This is a genomic window from Paenibacillus sp. sptzw28 (assembly GCF_019550795.1).
Taxonomy (GTDB): domain Bacteria; phylum Bacillota; class Bacilli; order Paenibacillales; family Paenibacillaceae; genus Paenibacillus_Z.
Genome location: NZ_CP080545.1, coordinates 5,885,043 through 5,900,617, shown reverse-complemented (window position 1 = coordinate 5,900,617; position 15,575 = coordinate 5,885,043). Strand labels below are relative to the sequence as shown.

General features: G+C 52.3%; 16 protein-coding genes. 10 read left to right on the top strand and 6 right to left on the bottom strand.

The window, feature by feature from the left end; genetic code table 11:
- Positions 1 to 9 precede the first annotated feature (9 nt).
- Positions 10 to 357, bottom strand: coding sequence for a sensor histidine kinase (locus KZ483_RS27360; protein WP_220350633.1), 348 nt, complete (start codon positions 355 to 357; stop codon positions 10 to 12).
- A 48-nt stretch (positions 358 to 405) separates the two neighbouring features.
- Here KZ483_RS27360 and KZ483_RS27355 point away from each other — a divergent pair, with 48 nt between their 5' ends.
- From KZ483_RS27355 to KZ483_RS27330, 6 genes are all read left to right on the top strand, one after another.
- Positions 406 to 993: an ABC transporter substrate-binding protein gene (locus KZ483_RS27355; protein ID WP_220350632.1), complete on the top strand. Its 588-nt coding sequence runs from the start codon at positions 406 to 408 to the stop codon at positions 991 to 993.
- A 173-nt stretch (positions 994 to 1,166) separates the two neighbouring features.
- Complete coding sequence (locus tag KZ483_RS27350; RefSeq protein WP_220353728.1) at positions 1,167 to 1,856, top strand: response regulator transcription factor; 690 nt, start codon at positions 1,167 to 1,169, stop codon at positions 1,854 to 1,856.
- Positions 1,853 to 3,430 carry a sensor histidine kinase gene (locus tag KZ483_RS27345; protein ID WP_220350631.1) on the top strand — a complete coding sequence of 526 codons (1,578 nt, stop codon included), beginning with the start codon at positions 1,853 to 1,855 and terminating at the stop codon, positions 3,428 to 3,430. Before KZ483_RS27350 ends, KZ483_RS27345 begins: the two co-directional genes overlap by 4 nt.
- Before the next feature lie 135 nt (positions 3,431 to 3,565).
- Positions 3,566 to 4,120 (top strand): pyridoxamine 5'-phosphate oxidase family protein, encoded by a 555-nt coding sequence (locus KZ483_RS27340; protein WP_220350630.1) that lies wholly within the window; start codon positions 3,566 to 3,568, stop codon positions 4,118 to 4,120.
- Between the two features lie 126 nt (positions 4,121 to 4,246).
- On the top strand, positions 4,247 to 5,083 hold the full coding sequence (locus tag KZ483_RS27335; RefSeq protein ID WP_220353727.1) for a sugar phosphate isomerase/epimerase family protein: 837 nt from the start codon (positions 4,247 to 4,249) through the stop codon (positions 5,081 to 5,083).
- A 100-nt stretch (positions 5,084 to 5,183) separates the two neighbouring features.
- The gene (locus tag KZ483_RS27330; RefSeq protein WP_220350629.1) at positions 5,184 to 5,690 is read left to right on the top strand and encodes a metallophosphoesterase family protein; all 507 of its coding nucleotides are present in this window, start codon (positions 5,184 to 5,186) and stop codon (positions 5,688 to 5,690) included.
- A gap of 106 nt (positions 5,691 to 5,796) precedes the next feature.
- Here the strand turns inward: KZ483_RS27330 and KZ483_RS27325 are convergent, their stop codons facing one another.
- The gene (locus tag KZ483_RS27325; RefSeq protein WP_220350628.1) at positions 5,797 to 7,308 is read right to left on the bottom strand and encodes an arabinosylfuranosidase ArfA; all 1,512 of its coding nucleotides are present in this window, start codon (positions 7,306 to 7,308) and stop codon (positions 5,797 to 5,799) included.
- A gap of 158 nt (positions 7,309 to 7,466) precedes the next feature.
- Between KZ483_RS27325 and KZ483_RS27320 the strand changes: the two genes are divergently transcribed.
- On the top strand, positions 7,467 to 8,378 hold the full coding sequence (locus tag KZ483_RS27320; RefSeq protein ID WP_220350627.1) for an ArsR/SmtB family transcription factor: 912 nt from the start codon (positions 7,467 to 7,469) through the stop codon (positions 8,376 to 8,378).
- 29 nt (positions 8,379 to 8,407) lie between these two features.
- Complete coding sequence (locus tag KZ483_RS27315) at positions 8,408 to 9,430, top strand: TRM11 family SAM-dependent methyltransferase (RefSeq protein WP_258881460.1); 1,023 nt, start codon at positions 8,408 to 8,410, stop codon at positions 9,428 to 9,430.
- 202 nt (positions 9,431 to 9,632) lie between these two features.
- Here the strand turns inward: KZ483_RS27315 and KZ483_RS27310 are convergent, their stop codons facing one another.
- From KZ483_RS27310 to KZ483_RS27300, 3 genes are all read right to left on the bottom strand, one after another.
- Positions 9,633 to 10,508 (bottom strand): aldose epimerase family protein, encoded by an 876-nt coding sequence (locus tag KZ483_RS27310; RefSeq protein WP_220350626.1) that lies wholly within the window; start codon positions 10,506 to 10,508, stop codon positions 9,633 to 9,635.
- Positions 10,509 to 10,654: 146 nt separating this feature from the next.
- Positions 10,655 to 11,629: a phosphatidylinositol-specific phospholipase C/glycerophosphodiester phosphodiesterase family protein gene (locus KZ483_RS27305; protein ID WP_220350625.1), complete on the bottom strand. Its 975-nt coding sequence runs from the start codon at positions 11,627 to 11,629 to the stop codon at positions 10,655 to 10,657.
- Positions 11,630 to 11,768: 139 nt separating this feature from the next.
- Complete coding sequence (locus tag KZ483_RS27300; protein ID WP_220350624.1) at positions 11,769 to 12,650, bottom strand: helix-turn-helix domain-containing protein; 882 nt, start codon at positions 12,648 to 12,650, stop codon at positions 11,769 to 11,771.
- Between the two features lie 672 nt (positions 12,651 to 13,322).
- Here KZ483_RS27300 and KZ483_RS27295 point away from each other — a divergent pair.
- Positions 13,323 to 13,781 (top strand): helix-turn-helix domain-containing protein, encoded by a 459-nt coding sequence (locus KZ483_RS27295; RefSeq protein ID WP_220350623.1) that lies wholly within the window; start codon positions 13,323 to 13,325, stop codon positions 13,779 to 13,781.
- The gene (locus tag KZ483_RS27290) at positions 13,774 to 15,222 is read left to right on the top strand and encodes an MFS transporter (protein ID WP_220350622.1); all 1,449 of its coding nucleotides are present in this window, start codon (positions 13,774 to 13,776) and stop codon (positions 15,220 to 15,222) included. The genes KZ483_RS27295 and KZ483_RS27290 overlap by 8 nt, the downstream gene beginning before the upstream one ends.
- A 6-nt stretch (positions 15,223 to 15,228) precedes the next feature.
- On the opposite strand, the gene KZ483_RS27285 is transcribed toward KZ483_RS27290, so the two are convergent.
- Complete coding sequence (locus KZ483_RS27285; protein ID WP_220350621.1) at positions 15,229 to 15,447, bottom strand: hypothetical protein; 219 nt, start codon at positions 15,445 to 15,447, stop codon at positions 15,229 to 15,231.
- Positions 15,448 to 15,575: the final 128 nt, after the last annotated feature.

The window sequence follows — 15,575 nt, the reverse complement described above, 5'->3', positions numbered from 1 at the left end:
AAACCCTCCTTATTTGGGCAAACTCACTTTCAAAGCAGCTCCCTCAGCAGAAGAGAGCATGCGGATATCCCCGCCAGCCCGGGCTACCAACCGAGATAACAGCGCCAAACCGAAGCCTCTCCCCGGCCCTTTGGTCGTAACCCCGTCTTCGAAAATCCGATCTCCCAATTTGGGATCCACTCCTGGTCCCGTATCCCGAACCATAAGAAGGACCTCCGACGCTTGATCGCTGATAAAGACGGAAATGCTCTGATTTTGCAGTTCTGTTCTTGCATTTTTCATCGCTTCCAATGCATTTTCAATGGCATTGCCGAGAATGGTGACGATGATCTCCCGGTTCGGGCACAGCTCCGACACCCTCGATTCGGGCGTAATAGAGAGCTGGATTCCGAGCTCTTTGGCCCGGTGCAGCTAGGTTCTTCAACAAATATGCTGGCGAGTTACAATGTGGTCAAAGGCGGCAATAAGGAAAGCGATTACACACCGCTTCCGGTTGGCGCCGGGCAAACCTTGATTGTGGCGATGCAGAACAATCGGATCAACGCAGCCGTCACAAGCGAACCGACAGCTTCTCTGCTTAAGGACAGGAAGCTGGCCTTCACCTTCGTGGATATGAGCTCCAAAGAGGGTACGGAGAAAGCGCTTGGCGGCAAATATGCTTCCACCAGCTTCTACATGATGAACGATTACGTGAAGGCGCATCCGGACGTAGTGCAGAAGCTGGCCAATGCTTATGTGAAGACGTTGAAGTGGATGAACACGCATACGCCTGAAGAAATTGCCAACGAGGTGCCGCAGGAGTACTGGGCTGGCAATAAAGCCCTATACCTCGAAGCGCTCAAGGGACAGCTGCCGATGTTCACTACGGACGGAAAAATGCCGGCTGGCGTTGCTGAAAACGTGCAAAAAATTCTCTCCACCTTTAAGCCGGATGTGAAAAATGTAAAGCTGGACCTTACGTATACCAACGCTTTTGTCGATAAAGCGAATTAAACGCGGCTAAATTATGATACAATCCCGCTTCCACAACCTGTGGAAGCGGGATTGTTTGGTATCCGGGTCATTTGACGGGAAGACTGCAATTGCCAACTAGGCGGGCCGGAGTTCATTTTATTTTCATATCTGTCTGTTATGATGATGCTACCACTGACTACTAGGGGGCAGCCATTATGCAGGCCAATATTCTAGTCGTAGAAGACGATCATTATATTCAGGAATTAATAGCCGAATTTCTGCGCTCGCAGCAGTATGAAGTTAAGGTCGCGAGCGACGGAATCGAGGGATGGAATAAATTCCAGCAGCAGACATACGACCTGGTAATTCTGGACCTTATGATGCCGAACCTTGACGGATACTCGGTATGCAGGATGATCCGGGAAAAATCCGAAACACCGGTGATCGTCCTGACGGCGCTCGGCGAGGAGAAGGACCAATTAAAGGCGTTCGAGATGCATGCGGACGATTATGTGATAAAGCCGTTCTCATTCCAGGTGCTGATGAAGCGGGTGGAGGCTGTTCTGCGCCGGACCAGGAATGCCGTTAAACCGGAAGAAACGTTATTTGACGGCAGACTGCGGCTGGACGCGGATGCCTACAAGGTGTTTGTGGACGGTCAGCTGGTTGAGACGACGACCAAGGAATTCGATATCTTGAATACGCTCATCAGCAATGCCGGACGCATCATGACCCGCGATATGCTGCTGGATAAAGTATGGGGATACGATTATTTCGGCGACTCACGCATCGTTGATGCCCACATCAAGAATATCCGCAAGAAACTCGGCATTTCCGTCATTCGAACGGTCAAAGGAGTCGGGTACTCGCTTGAGAATGAACCGGCGGGAGCGGAAGGATGAGACATAGAGGGATTACGTTTCAAATCTTCACGGTTACGACTGTTCTGCTCGTCGTCTCCGCGCTGCTCATATACTTGACGCTGTACTTTATGCTGCCCAGCTATTATAAGTCTATCAAGCAGTCCCGGCTGGACAGCGGAGTGGATAAGCTTGTCACGGCAATTGACGGAAAGTCCTATTCGGAAGCGGAAGCCCTCATGCTGGAATTTGGCCGGGCTAATAATGCGGTACTGTTTCTGCGCGATGAGAACGGAACCATCATTCCTGTTAATCTGGTGCCTTTCGCGGGCGGCTACATGGGGGACAGCGCGTTTCCAAGACTGCGGAAGCTGATGCAAAATCAGGACTGGGGGGAGCGTTGGAGCGACCCGCCCGGAGGGCCCGGCGAGCCCGGCGGAGCCGGCTTGCGGGGAGGAGACCGCAACCGGACTTACACGGTGAGCCGGACGATTCATTTCACGGATAGCACAGATCCGTTCACGATATTGGTCGATGCGCCTCTGCAGCCTGTGGACGAGGCTTCGGAAGTGATTTTACGGTTTCTGCCCTACATGCTTATCGCCATTCTCTTTATTGCGATCGGGGGCGCTGCCATCTATTCCCGGCTGATCGCGAAGCCCCTGCTTGGGCTCAACCTCGTGGCCCGGCGAATGGCCAAGCTCGATTTCAAGGTGGCGGAGAAGACGCTTGAGCGCAATGACGAAATTGGCGAGCTCTCACGCAGTTTAAGCAAGCTGGCGATTAATTTGCGCTCAACGATGGCGGAGCTGCAGGATGCCAATGCGCAGCTTAAGGATGACATCGAGCGGGAGCGGGAGCACGAAGCGAAACGCCGCGAGTTCGTGGCGACGATTTCACACGAGCTGAAGACGCCGATTACGGCGGTGAGCGGGCAGCTTGAGGCTATGATCGGCAACGTCGGTGCGTTCAAGGACCGCGATACGTATTTGCGGCAATCCTATAAAATCATGAGAGAGATGGATAAGCTCGTCCATGAGATATTAGACCTGTCCAAGCTGGAAAGCCGGGATTTCCTGCCCCTCATGCGCGAGATCGATCTGACGGAGCTGGTCTGCGAGTCGATCGACAGCGTCAGTTATTTGGCAGAGGTCAAGGGAATGGCGATTGAGTACGACATGCCGCAGGAGGCAATCGTAATCGGTGATGAAAGACTGCTGGCAAAGGCAGTCTCCAATATTGTGTGCAATGCGGTGCAGTATTCCGGCGACGGAGAGCGGGTGGTAGTGCGGCTTACCGAGCTCGCCGGAATGGACGAAGCGGGAATGGACGAAGCTCCTTCGCTTCCGCAGAATACGGGGGATAAGGCGGCACCCGGCAGCGGCGCTCGGCTGCGGCTTGAAGTGCTGAACACAGGCGTACAGCTTGACGAGACCAAGCTGCCGCGGTTGTTCGAGCCTTTCTACCGCGCTGAACAATCGCGGAGCCGCACAACCGGCGGAAGCGGACTTGGGCTGTATATAGTCAGCAAGGTGCTCGATGCCCACGGAGCCGAGTATGGAATTGAGAACACGCCCGAAGGCGTGAAATTCATAATGGTGCTGCAGGCTGCGTAAGGACGGCTTGCAGCGCCTTTCTTTTATTGATCCCTTATAGTTATTGTGAATAAAGAGATAAGTATAATGTATTTCAACGCTCTGGATACAAGGTGTATAATGTAGTAAATTTCTTCCAAGTAAGAGGTGATGAAGATGGGTAAATTTTTCACGTCCATACTTCCCGAGCATGAAGCGTTTATTCGGAAGCAGCATATTTTTTTCGTCGGGTCGGCTCCTTTGAAGGCGGATGGGCATGTCAATCTATCCCCGAAAGGGCATGATGCGCTGCGTATTTTTTCGCCGACGGAAGTCGCCTATCTGGATTTGACGGGCAGCGGAAACGAAACGAGCGCTCATTTGCTTGAAAACGGAAGAATAACTTTTATGTTTATCGCTCTCGAAGGCCAGCCGATGATTCTGCGGCTGTATGGGACCGGCCGCGTCGTTCTGCCCGGTACGGACGAGTGGGAGACGCTAGCTCCCCATTTTGAAATGATGCCGGGAGCCCGCCAGATTATAACCGCCGCCTTGCATGCCGTGCAAACCTCCTGCGGCTACAGCGTTCCTTACTTCTCTTACGAAGGCGACCGCGAAACCTTGCGGAAATGGGCTGACACGAAGGGCGAGGAAGGCCTTACAGCCTACCGCCACGAGAAAAATTCTATCAGCATCGATGGTCTGGTAACGCCAATCGGCCGGCAATATTAGAAGTAAGCTGCAGCGGGTTGCGCATTGAGGGAGAGGCTCGGTCTGACGACCCGGCCTCTTGCTGTTTTTTCATGTATGATATACAAATGGGAAGAAGATGTACAAATCGGACAAGGAGATGATGGAATGTCTGTAGGCGTATTGGCACATTTACTGGGAAGCCTGCCTTACCGCGATCTGGCTGCGAAGGTCGGGTCGTTTGGGTTCCGGCATGTTCAGCTCGCGTTGTGGAAAGCGGTAAGCGACATTGATTTCAGCAAACCCGGCAAGCTCAGCCCCGGATTGGCGCAGGCGATCGGGGAGGAATTCGATAAACACGGCGCATCCGTGTCGGTGCTTGGTTGTTATCTGCATATGTTCGAGAGGAATGAGGAGCAGCGGCGGGTGAATATCGAGCGGTTCAAGGAGCTGCTCCGGTATGCCAGGGATTTCGGCTGCCCTACGGTGGCATTCGAGACAGGCGTCAACCCGGGAGGAGATTATACGGACCGGGATTGGGCTGTCATGAGGCTGGTACTGGAGGAATTGGCCGAGGAAGCGGAACGCTGGGGCGTATTCATTGGACTGGAGGCGGCGCACGGCCATCTCGTCGGTACGGCAGCCGAGCTTGACCGCATGCTGAGCGAAGTGCCTTCCAGTAATATCGGCGTCGTGCTTGATCCGGGCAATTTACTCGCGGAGGATAATTTCGAACGGCAGGATGAGTTTATTGAAGAAGCGTTCCGGCTGCTTGGCAGCAGAGTTATTGCCTGCCATGCCAAAGACCGGATCCTTACCGGGGACGGACGGCTGGTGACGGTTGCTCCCGGGCGCGGTCAAATGAACTATAAGCTCTATATGGATCTGCTCCGTCGGCATAAGCCGGGCGTACATATCATTATGGAAGCAGCCGCGGAGTCGGAGATGCCCGCTTCGAAGAGCTTTATTGAGACGCATTGCCTGGCCGCCGCCGCGAAAGAGTAATATTTTTTGCGGCCGAATTGAATAGAATATTGTAAAAGGAATAAGCTCAAGAGGACAAAGTGTGCGTCCGGACTGATGATGTGGAAAAGAGGTTTTACCGATGATCGTAGTTGTCGTATCTGACACGCATATGCCGAGGATGAGTAAGAAGCTGCCGGACCGTCTGGTCCGCGAGCTCAAGAAGGCGGATGCCGTCATACATGCCGGCGATTGGACGAAGCTGTCTGTCTACGAGGAGCTCAGCACCTTCGCGCCGACCGATGGGGTAGCGGGGAATAACGACGGGCCAGATATTATCGACCGGTTTGGCTACCGTAAAATACTGACTTTCGAGGGGTGCAGGATCGGTGTCGTGCATGGCCACGGAATAGGAAAGCGCCCGAATACGGAAGAGAGGGCTCTGGAGGCCTTTAACGGCATTAAGCTGGAGGCTGTTATTTTCGGCCATTCGCATATTCCGGTTCACAGGCTTGTAGGCAGCACTCACGTATTCAACCCTGGGTCGCCGACGGATAAGAGACGACAGCTGCGCTATTCTTTCGGAATCATGGAGATAATCGCCGGCAAACTGAGAGCCAAACATATTTTCTTCGATGACAAGTCCTGACCTCTCAGAAGCAAGACGATCATAGAACCGGGTTCCGACAGTAAAGAAAAACCGTCCCGGTCCGGGACGGTTTTCTTCAAATTAGAGGAAATAATCAATGCCGCGATTAAGCAAGCTTCAAGCGGATAACGTTCCAAGAGGCTTTGCCGAGCGTCGCTTCGATCCTACTGCCGTCTACTGCTGCGCTGCCGCGCGTATGAGGGGCGACGCGGTCGGGAGCATCAATCGTATTGGCTGCTTTCAAGTCGTCATGCTCAAGGACGATATGCTCGATAAGACGGCAATCGCCGAAGCTGCGCAGATCGACCTCAAGCGGAAGCGAATCGGTCAAGTGCCGGTTGACCGCGAAGACGGTTACTTCGCCCTTCTCTTCGTTGTGCACCGCGACCGATTCCAGGTATGGCACATCGGTATAGTCCTTCGCGTCATATTTCGGCGATTGAATAAGCGGGACAAGCGCCGTGCCGCGGCCGAAGATGCTCGCGTGCATGTATGGATAATAAATAGTCTGCTTCCAAGCCGCGCCGCCGTTTGCTGTCATGATTGGAGCGATAACGTTAACGAGCTGTGCAATGCATGCCATTTTTACACGGTCAGCCCGCTTCAGCATACTGATCAGCATACAGCCGACGAGCAGCGCATCCTCATGATTGTAGACATCTTCAAGCTGCGGAGGCGCAACGCTCCAGCGCTCGATTTGACGGTCGGCTTCGTTTGAATGGTACCAAACGTTCCACTCGTCGAAGGAGAGGTTGATCTTCTTCTTGCTGCGTTTCTTCGCCTGGACATAGTCTGCTGTGGAAATGACCGTATTGATAAATGAATCCATACCCATCGACTGCGCAAGGAAGTTCGCCGAATCTTTGTCGCGGTTGCCGTAATATTGATGAAGCGAAATATAATCCGCCTGCTCGTAGCACAAATCAAGGACAGTCGCTTCCCAGTCCGGGAAGGTCTTCATGCCAAGCGAGGAGCTGCCGCACGCGACGAGCTCAATGGTCGGATCCACCCATTTCATCACTTTGCCCGTTTCCGCTGCAATACGGCCGTATTCGGCTGCGGTTTTGGCGCCGATCTGCCAAGGACCGTCCATCTCGTTACCGAGGCACCATGTTTTGATATTGTGCGGCTGCTTGTAGCCGTGAGATGCGCGAAGGTCGCTCAAATAAGTGCCGGAAGGATGATTCGCATACTCAACAAGCTCCCGTGCTTCATTCGGACCGCGCGTGCCGAGGTTAACCGCCATCATTGCTTCCGTGTTCGCCTTGCGGCACCAATCCATGAACTCATTGAGCCCGAACAGGTTCGGCTCGATTGTCATCCAGGCAAGCTCCAGACGCTTTGGCCGCGATTCAACAGGACCAACGCCGTCCTCCCAGTTGTAGCCGGAAACGAAGTTGCCGCCCGGATAACGGACAATCGGCACATCGATGCCTTTAATCAGTTCCATTACATCGCCCCGGAAGCCCTGCTCATCCGCTTGCGGATGTCCCGGCTCGTAAATACCGCCATAGACGGCACGGCCTAAATGTTCGATAAAGGAGCCGTAAATCCGTTTATCAACTTCGCCAATCTTGAAATCCTTATCAACGATCATTTTAGCTTTGTTTGACATCATCTTCACCTCAGTGTTAAATTTATAAATGTATTAACTAATTAATAAAAAAAATCTGTACATCATTATTAAACACGATCGAGTAAGCGATTTCAAGCTTTTTTTATCACGGAATTGGATTTATAAATCTACTAATTGCTATTATAAGGTGGTTGTTGATTATGCTGCGAACGAATACTGACAGGAAGTGGCTTCCGCTATATGAAGCGCTGGCGAGCGATGTGCGTCTGCACATTCTTGAGCTGATCTCGGTAAATCCGATGAACGTTAAGGAGCTGGCGTCGGCACTTGGGCTTAGCAGCGCGATCGTGACGATGCACACCAAGAAGCTTGAGAAAGGCGGGCTAATCCGCACCGAGCTTGTTCGGCGGGGAGGCGGCACGCACAAAATATGCTCGCTGGCTCTCAGCCGGGTGGAGCTAACGCTGCCGCAGGGGGAATCGCAGGCGCGGGACTTTCAGGAGGTGTCTGTTCCCGTCGGCCATTACTCGCGCTTCGATGTACACCCGACATGCGGGCTTGCCACTCTCGAGAAGATAATCGGCCAGTATGACGACCCGCGGTATTTTCATGAGCCGGAGCGGATGTACGCCAAGATACTATGGTTTAGCAGAGGCTTTGTAGAGTACCGCATTCCGAACTATGTGCTGCCCAGTCAGGCGCTGGAGGAAATTGAAATTTCGCTTGAGATAGGGTCCGAAGCGCCCGGGGTCCGTGCCGATTGGCCGTCGGACATTCATTTCTATCTCAATGATACGCTTCTGGGGGTGTGGACAAGTCCCGGAGATTCGGGAGAGGGCCGCGGCAAGCTGACACCGTCCTGGTGGACCGTGAATCAGTATGGCTGGCTCAAAGTCATACGTATTACGGCAGCCGGTACGTTCATCGACGGGCAGCGGTTATCGGATGTCACGCTGCAGGATATCGTCATGGCACGCAATGAATGGCAGCTGAAGCTTGCGGTTCCCGAGGATGCGGTGCATATCGGCGGGCTTACGATATACGGGGAAGGATTCGGTAACTATAATCAGGACATCGTGTTCCGCACTTACCGGAGCACAAGCGGAGGATAAGAGTATACAAGAGAGGCTTGGCAGTCTTTATGCATTTGCCAGAATACAGCGAAGGACGTGTCGCATCACGGATGAGAGTCAGCCGAAGCAAAGACGGTAACGAGGGCAATAGCGCCATAAGCATCCCGGTTCCGGGGAAGTATGTATATGCCTCTGCTTGTCACGAAGATGAGGAGGAGCTGCACCGGATGGAGCTTATGGCATTGCTTGGATGTGAGCCTGCAGACGGCTGTACAGTGAGCGGCCGAAATATCGATCCGGGCCGCAGCCCTTTCATCCGCGCCAAGCTGACCGTCGCTGCAGAAGGGCCGGATATTGAAGCGGTCGCAGAGTATGCAGGCGGGCTGGAGCTTGGTGGCAGTACGTTCAAAGTAGTCTTCATGGAAACGGACAACGGCATTACATACGAAATGCGGCGGGAGGCCGAGAGGCAGATCGGCTGGCGGATTCGCGGCAAAGCGGAGATGCGGTCCCCGGATCGCTTGTATGGAGTCGCTTGCGTTCAGGGCCGTTGGTTGTTCGGCGAATATGAGAAGAGCGGTGCGCAGTGGCTCAAGCATAATTGGAAGCCGCAGCCGTATTCAACGGCCCTCGGCACGAGGGTGGCCCGTGCGGTTGTTAATATTGCGGTTCCGGTGATAAGCGGAACGCGGTTGATCGATCCTTGCTGCGGTATCGGTACCGTTGTGATCGAAGCGTTGTCCATGGGAGTTGATGTAACCGGCTTTGACAATAATCCGCTGGCTGTACGCGGTGCGCGGGTCAATCTCGCGCATTTCGGCATGCCGGATGTTGTCCGTCTTGCGGATATGCGAAGTCTTGAAGGATGCTACGATGCTGCGATTGTCGATCTGCCTTACAATCTATGCTCGGTGATATCGGCTGGCGAGCGGCTGGAGATGCTCGAAAGCGCGCGCCGGCTGGCCGGGCGGATCGTAATTGTCACGACCGGGAATATCGACGGCTCGCTTGCCCGGGCGGGGCTCGTTATCGAGGGCCGCTGCGTCGTGCGCAAAGGCCGTTTCGAGCGGCAAATCATCTTAAGCGGATAGATCGGCAACTCCAGGCTCTTTGCGAGCGCTGAACAAGATAGGCGAAGGCGACGCGCAGCTTGCCGCCTTTGACAAACGGAGACGGGAATGGTCGGTCAGTTGTCTGCGATTTATGAAGTTAAATCTTAATGGCGGTAATGATTTAAATATGCAAAATGGCGCCTGTCGAGCAGGCGCCATTTTGTTTGTCTCCCGTTTCAAGTTAAGCACGCTCGTAACCGATCGATAGCCGCGCCTCCAGCGCTTCTCCGGCAGGAAGCATAAACAGCTCGTCCTGGCGGTTCAATTCCCCGGTTAACGCCATCCACGGTTCAACGCATACAAACGGCTTTCCGTCGACCTGCCACAGCACGACATACTTGAATGCGTCGCTGTATGACAGACGGACCCGTCCGCTGCCATCGGGTCCCGGCAATGTTATCTCGCTGCTGCGGGCATCGAGTAAAGCGACGGATTCCTTCAAGCCGTGAAGGTCAATCTCGCCCCCGGAAATCGGTTTGACCACATTGTCATTGTAATCGAGGTAACGAGTCGCATCCGTACCGTAAATCAGCTTCTTCGAAGCCGTCCGGAAGTAAGGGTGAAAGCCCGCGTAGAAGGGCATCGCGCTGTCCGACCGGTTGTGATATGTTTGGCGAATGTGAAGCGTACCATCGACAAGCGCATACGTAAACAGGAGCTCAAAGTCAAAGGGATACTCGGCCCGGGTTCCATCTCCGCTCTGCAGCCGCAGCGTGACAGATGCCTCGCCGTCTTCTGAAGTCGTAATTACTTCCCAGGGCCGGTTGCGTGCCACACCGTGGTTTCGCATCGGGTATGTAACGCCGTTCCACTCGTAGCGGCCGCCCTCAAGCTGTCCGCAAATGGGGAACAGCACGGGATTGCCGCCTCGAATATTGGCGTCCGGGTCGGTGTAGGTTTCCGGGTCCAGGTAGAAGAGCTCTTCGCCGCTGAGCCTGCAGCTGATGGCAATGCCGCCGCGCTCCGGACATAGGATAACCGACGAACCCGTTTCCTTGTCGTTAAGCGTGTAAATCGTATAAGTATCCCTCTGTTCCAACACTTCATATCGAGTCATCTCTTACGCCTCCGGATAATAAATTTGACAATTATTAATGTGACACATCCATGAGCCAAGCATAACATATCGTCTCTTCTCTCTAAAGACTAAACGCTCATAATCCATGCAGTGATGCGCCCAATAATAGGAAGCCGCGGGGGCGCTTAATCAGGCACCCCTGCGATTTTTGTTTTTTGCCGATATCCGCTCGCATCTCGTCTCAAATCTGCGGGTATGACAAAATCGGTCATAACGCCTTGAACACCAGAATTCATGTACCGTTTGATTTGGCCGACGTCATTTATCGTATTAATGTAAGTATAAATTCCCTTCTTCCACAGTGCATCGACAAACTCGGCAGTGTACTTGTTCTCATCCATAACAACGACGCGAATCTCATTCCGACTGGCAAAGTCGACCACTTCGTCCATGGAATCGTTGTTCATATATAGCGTGTAAATATACTGCTTGAACGGGTATACACCGCTCACCGCCTCGAAATTATCCTCCCGGTAAAGCTGCGGAATGATCCGCCGGAGAACCTGCGGGTCAACTTCACTGGTTTCCCTGACGATTAATTTGAATATAGAGGCGGCTGTGAATGAATCGGGCTCCTTGGTATCAGTTATAAGCTGGACGTCGGGGTGAGCCGACATGAAACGGACTAGCTCCTTGAATGAAACGGGCGTATACCGGTGCTGGATCTTGGTTGCTTTAAACTTCGCCAGTGTCATCGGCCCGAGTTCTTGCGATTTCGGAACTGTCTGTCCCAGCACCGGATAACTGCCCGCCACCCAGTCATGACGAAGAACCAGATGGCCGTCCGATGTGACGACTATGTCCGTCTCAAAAACGCGGAGTCCGCTGCGGTAAGCCCTCTTCAGCGACTCAAGACTATTTGTACCCGGATATCCGCCGATACCGCCGAGCGCATGAGCAATCAGCGGATACCGCTGCGCCCAGTCGTAAGGGATGCTCTCGATTGCCGGATTTCTATATGCGATTTTCGTTAGAACGGGGTCAGTTTGCAGCGAATCATCAAGCTCCATCGAAGGTATAAGCTGGGCAAATGTGAACGGAGTGACGAGTAATGCAAGGAGCATAATGCCGGATAATCCATAACTGAAAGCTGTTTTCATAATGCGGGCCCTCCTGAATGCACTTTGGTTATGTACCATTGGACATATTCGTTGTTCCCGAACCACGAAAAAAGACGGCCGTTCGTCCGAATGAACGATAAGCCGCCTTACAGATTGCTGCATGGTATAACCGGAAAAATTATAAATTGGGCCATATTTCATGCGGTGAAACTCCGAGCTCGGCGGCGATAAGCTCCGCTGTAAGCCGCTGGGGTTTGCTGATCTTTCCGTTGCGCAGCTTGGAAATTGTCTGCAGCGAAATACCGGTATCCGATGCCAGCTGCTGTGCGGATTTGTTAGACCGCGCCATGAGCACTTTCAGCTGAACGGAGGAGTCCACCTCGACTGGAACAGGCTGCAAATCCGTTACGACAAAACCATAATGCTTCAGGCTGCCGTCGCCATTGAAGAACGGGCAGAACGTTGCGGTGATTTCCAATTGAAAGACATTTACGAGCATTTTCGTGCGCAGAGTGACGGTTTCGGTCTGATTGCGCGCGACGGACCGCTCTACAATGAACATTACCCGCTCCCGGTCATCTTCATGAATGAACTCAAACGCGCTGGAGTTCTCGCCTTGTAATTTGTAGTGTATGAGACCCGGAGAATTATGTATGAACCGGTCAATGTTAAAGTCGGGTGATACTATTCCCGATAACAGCACTTTCTTCGCTTTAGTCATCGTTTCGATCCATGAGTTGGCTGTTATGTCTTCCGCAATTAATAAAAGTGTGGACGGCACGGTCTTCTCTATCATTTGGCATGACAGATGCACGCGCATCTTATGTTTATAATGCTTCATCAGAAAACAGCCCTGCAGCTGGCCGTTATTCGTGTGCTGCCCGTTCCAGGCTGTAAACAGCAGAAGCGGCGATGTTCTGTAGAGCTCGGTTTCCGATAGCCCGGTGAGGCGGATAAACGATTCATTAGTATGAACGAACCGCAGCTCTTCACCCTCTCCTCCAACCATGATCGCCATTGGTAATTTTAACGCATTGAATATCGAATCGAATAATATCATTTTTTTGAGCGCATCCTCTAATTAAGTTTCTATCATGCTATATATAAGTTATTGATGAATAAAACTGGTTAAAAATTTAAACTTAGTTGCACAAAATGGTTATAAAGGCCGATTTTCCGGTCAATGGTAATGAATTCAGCAGAAATTACGGTTATAATCGAACTTTCTTATTATCAATAATTGACTCATAATAGTATATATACCTAAAATCGCCCTTTGAAACGAGAGGAACACCCGCATGAAAATTTGTCAAATCGAAAATTGCGATAAGCCTGTCAAAGCGAAAGATATGTGCGCGATGCACCATCAACGTTGGAGAAGGCATGGTGACCCGATAGTGACCAAAGTCCGCCAGCCTGCTCATCCTACTACCTGTCAATGGGTGAAATGCGAGAGGCGCACCCTCAGTAAAGGGTATTGCTCGAAACATTATTATATCAAGCGCATGCTCGGTTCCCAAGTCCTATAATTTATCAGAAAATAAGAAAAACTTATAATATACCTCATGCGAATCATTCAAGAGGCTTTCCGAAAGCAGTATCCAACTGCAGCGGAAAGCCTCTTTCTTGCTTTTGCCAATCGGATTAAAAAAACGTATCCTTACGTTAACGTTAGGTATATAATAAAGAAATAGGATTAAGCAATTATCACTCAAAGCAAAGGAGGGATGGAATGAACGACAAGAAGCGCAGCATGGAGGAAGTGACGGAGCGTCTCGGCGTTACCGCTCGTACGCTCCATTATTATGAAGAAATCGGACTCCTGCGTAATGTGGAACGGACAAGCGGCGGCCACCGTCTTTATTCGGAAGAGGTCATCGTGGAAATGGAGCACATTCTGCGATTGAAAAACGTACTCGGCTGCACCCTGCAGGAGATTCGTTCCATCATGGATGCTGATGAGCAATTGGCGACGATCCGGCAGTCTTACCAGCAGGAAACATCCGACGTTAACCGCACCGGCTTGCTGGACGAGGCCTCGGCGCTGCTGAACCGGCAAATAAGATTAATTGAAGAGAAGATAGCCGGCATGCAGGAGATGAAGGCCCGGTTCCAGCAACGTCTGGACAAGGTTGAGTCAATAAAATCACCGGTGCCAAATCAAGAATCGGAGGTAAAGCGGCATGAATGACAGAAAATGGTGGATACTATCGGTAACCAGTTTAGGCGCTTTGCTTTCTGCGCTCAATTTCAGCACCCTGATCATAGCGCTGCCCGATTTGATTAAAGGCCTTCACGCATCGGTGCTTCAGGCGATGTGGATTATGCTGGCTTACATGGTGGCTCAGACCGTCGCCGTACTGATGGCGGGCAGTTTGGCCGATCGCTTCGGGCGGAAAAGAATGTACATGTGGGGTATGATCGTATTTACGGTATTCTCGTTAATCTCGGGATTCGCTTCAAGCGCGCCGGTTCTTATCATATTTCGTGTCCTGCAGGGAATTGGCGGAGCCATGGTTATGGCTAACAGCACGGCGATCGTCGCCGACGCTTTTCCGAAGCAGGAGCTCGGACGTGCGCTTGGAGTCAATATCATGGTCGTCGCTGTCGGACAAATTATCGGGCCGGTGCTTGGGGGCTGGCTGACAACGGTATACGGCTGGCAGTGGACATTCTGGTTCAACGTTCCGTTCGGCATACTCGCCATCCTGTGGGGCATGTGGGCGATGGGGATGAAGGATGTCAAGACCGGCGGCGCAGCCAAAAAGTTCGATGCGGCGGGGTCGGTGCTTTATATGATCTTCATGACCGGGCTTCTGCTGGGGCTCACTTGGGGGCCGATTCAAGCGTGGGATTCCCCTGTGGTCTACATCTCATTCGTGGCTTTCCTAATTGCATTTCCACTGTTCTTGCGGATCGAGAACCGCCATCCTTCGGCGCTGCTGCATCTTCCGCTGTTCAGGAATGTTGTATTCTCCCTGGGAATTACCACCGCGACTTTGACAGGCCTTGCAAGGATGGCAGTGATGTTTATGCTCATTTTTTACTTTCAGGGCGCGCTTTCGTATGACGCGTTAATGGCAGGAATTCTTACTATTCCGCTGGCTGTGGGTCTGCTGATCGTTTCGCCGATCGCCGGCTGGCTCGGCGACCGTTATGGGGAGACAGCTCCGGCGACTTTCGGCATTGTGTTCAGCTTTCTTGGGCTTGTGGGATTCGCGCTCGATACGGGGCTGCATACACCATACTGGCAGCTGGCGCTGTGGATGACTCTCATGAGCATTGGATCCGGACTATTCAACTCGCCGAATTCGAGCAGCATCATGAACGCAGCCGGGCCCAAATTTCGCGGCGAAGCGTCAGGTATACGGTCGCTCACAGCAAATCTCGGCATGATGCTCAGCGTCGCATTTACAATACCGCTTGTAACTCACAGCATTCCCAAGGAGGCGATGCTGGCGATTTTCTCGGGGACGCAGGTCGGGCTGAAGAATCCCGCTCAATCATTATCGGGCTTCATTAACGGGCTGCATACGGTATTCTGGGTGATGGCAGCTCTGATGGTGCTGGCGTGTTTGCTTTCCGTTATGCGCGCGGGCCGAACCGGCAACCCGGGCAGAATGGCCCGGTAAGAGTGGTCAACAAACTTCCAGATACAGCTTTGTACCGTCATTGTATTGTAATATCGCGACATCGTATACCAGCTCGACCGACGCGATCCTTCGCCATTTTTTGCAGAAATCGAAGTTGTAATCCATTTCCTTCAGCTTGCGGTGAAGCAGCTCAAGGCAGTGCCTTTGCCCCGAAGAATAGTGAACGGGAACAGAGCGTTTCTTAAAGGTGATCGACGTCATCATTTCGTAGTACCTCCAATCCGGCTAAATGTAAACAATTCTAATTACCCTTATAGTACGTCTTCATGACAATATGGCGTCATGTGTCAGCGAGTGTAAGAAAGGGTAATGACCATAAGCGTATTTTCGGC

Bases quoted from the DNA above. Each gene is read 5' to 3' on its own strand.
- KZ483_RS27345 (WP_220350631.1), top strand. From the start codon at position 1,853: ATGAGACATAGAGGGATTACGTTTCAAATCTTCACGGTTACGACTGTT.
- KZ483_RS27340 (WP_220350630.1), top strand. From the start codon at position 3,566: ATGGGTAAATTTTTCACGTCCATACTTCCCGAGCATGAAGCGTTTATT.
- KZ483_RS27335 (WP_220353727.1), top strand. From the start codon at position 4,247: ATGTCTGTAGGCGTATTGGCACATTTACTGGGAAGCCTGCCTTACCGC.
- KZ483_RS27330 (WP_220350629.1), top strand. From the start codon at position 5,184: ATGATCGTAGTTGTCGTATCTGACACGCATATGCCGAGGATGAGTAAG.
- KZ483_RS27325 (WP_220350628.1), bottom strand. From the start codon at position 7,308: ATGATGTCAAACAAAGCTAAAATGATCGTTGATAAGGATTTCAAGATT.
- KZ483_RS27320 (WP_220350627.1), top strand. From the start codon at position 7,467: ATGCTGCGAACGAATACTGACAGGAAGTGGCTTCCGCTATATGAAGCG.
- KZ483_RS27315 (WP_258881460.1), top strand. From the start codon at position 8,408: ATGCATTTGCCAGAATACAGCGAAGGACGTGTCGCATCACGGATGAGA.
- KZ483_RS27310 (WP_220350626.1), bottom strand. From the start codon at position 10,508: ATGACTCGATATGAAGTGTTGGAACAGAGGGATACTTATACGATTTAC.
- KZ483_RS27305 (WP_220350625.1), bottom strand. From the start codon at position 11,629: ATGAAAACAGCTTTCAGTTATGGATTATCCGGCATTATGCTCCTTGCA.
- KZ483_RS27300 (WP_220350624.1), bottom strand. From the start codon at position 12,650: ATGATATTATTCGATTCGATATTCAATGCGTTAAAATTACCAATGGCG.
- KZ483_RS27295 (WP_220350623.1), top strand. From the start codon at position 13,323: ATGAACGACAAGAAGCGCAGCATGGAGGAAGTGACGGAGCGTCTCGGC.
- KZ483_RS27290 (WP_220350622.1), top strand. From the start codon at position 13,774: ATGAATGACAGAAAATGGTGGATACTATCGGTAACCAGTTTAGGCGCT.
- KZ483_RS27285 (WP_220350621.1), bottom strand. From the start codon at position 15,447: ATGATGACGTCGATCACCTTTAAGAAACGCTCTGTTCCCGTTCACTAT.